Consider the following 1,468-nt stretch of genomic DNA (forward strand, 5'->3'; position numbering starts at 1 on the left):
CATGGCCACCGGACCCATCGAAACACATCTCCACCATTCCTTCAACTGGGAAAATGGCGCCCCCGGGGCCCGAGAGGGGCCGCGGGGGCGTTCGGTTAACTGCGGGAGCGTGCCGTCAGCTCAATGTGTTCGGTTGAGACCGGAAATCAACCCTTCGACGCGAACCGTGTTGGGAATGAGCTCCGTCGCACAGGACCACCAGCCGTTTTGCTGGGCAGCCTCGGCAAGCCTTTCGGCCGTGGCGGCGGTGTCGCAAATGGCAAACGAACAGGCACCCGATCCGCACACATCTACAGCAACGGTGCCGTCCTGCTTACGCAGCCAGTCGAGGACCGTTTGAATCTGCGGCTCCATCTGTGCGGAAATGACACCCAAGTTGTTATGGATGAGCGCATATGCCGTCTCGGCATCACCAGCACGCAAGGCAGAAGCTATCGCCCCGGGCTTGTCCGCAGGCACCGGGGCCTCGTCAAAACGTCGATAGGCTTCAATTGTCGAAACACTTGCCTCGCGCGGCTTGACCAACACGACGGGCGTTGCGGGCAGCGCGGGGTACTCAGTTGCCAGCACGTCTCCCCCACCTACGTAGAACGCAGGGCTCGCGTGCAAAAAGAACGGGACGTCAGCACCAATGCCGCGCGCGATGTCGTCGAGCGCGGGGTCGGTGCGATCAATTCCCCAGAGCTCCGCCAAGGCGACAATGACCGCGGCCGCATCCGTCGAGGGGCCGCCCAAGCCGGCGCACAATGGAATGCGCTTCTCAATCGTCACGCAGATGTTTGCCTCGCGACCATAATGCTCGGCCATAGCAACCGCAGCCCGATACGCCGTATTCTTTTGCATGGGAAAATCTGATGCCGGAACCGTCTGGACGGTCAACGCCTGTGCCGGCGTGACCGTCACGGTATCGGAAAGACCGACGGCTGCCATCAGGGAATCGACCCTGTGGTAGCCGCGGTCATCGCGCTCGGTATGAACCCCCAGGTAGAGGTTAATCTTTGCCGGCGCGGAAAGAGTCAGGGACCGATCGGTCACCGTTAATGCTCCTCGAGCTGATTGCCGAGCGGGGTAAAGATATGCTCGCCGCTCTCGGGGTCGAACAGCTCAACCTGACCGGTGAGGACATCGATATACTGGTAGGACTGACGCGACTTGCGGCCGCGACGCTCGTCAACCTCGACGATAAAGACGGCGGGGTGGACGCTCTTGATGGTGCCCATGCGCTCGACGACGCGGGTACGGCCCATGTTGGCCTTCACCTTGACGCGATCGCCCACCATATCGGTCAGCTTCTCGTGGATGTCGTCGACGTGATTGACTTCCATCTCTTCCATGAACAGGGCCTCCAGAAGGTGCAATTCAAAAAGGGGATAATACCCCTAAGATAGACAAAACTCTAATACTATAGCACCCTGTTACAACCCCAAGCAAGTAGCTAATTAGGCTCCTTGATTATCGACTTTATCCG

The 1,468-nt window shown here is 59.5% G+C and carries 2 protein-coding genes; both read right to left on the minus strand.

The features are described 5' to 3' along the window. Positions 1–120 precede the first annotated feature (120 nt). On the minus strand, positions 121–1,035 hold the full coding sequence (ispE, locus tag DW913_RS09915) for a 4-(cytidine 5'-diphospho)-2-C-methyl-D-erythritol kinase (protein WP_233542055.1): 915 nt from the start codon (positions 1,033–1,035) through the stop codon (positions 121–123). Positions 1,036–1,037: 2 nt separating this feature from the next. Further along, positions 1,038–1,334, minus strand: a complete 297-nt coding sequence (locus DW913_RS09920; protein ID WP_006234957.1) for a Veg family protein — start codon at positions 1,332–1,334, stop codon at positions 1,038–1,040. Between the last annotated feature and the right edge of the window lie 134 nt (positions 1,335–1,468).

This window comes from Collinsella sp. AM42-18AC (assembly GCF_003467965.1).
Taxonomy (GTDB): domain Bacteria; phylum Actinomycetota; class Coriobacteriia; order Coriobacteriales; family Coriobacteriaceae; genus Collinsella.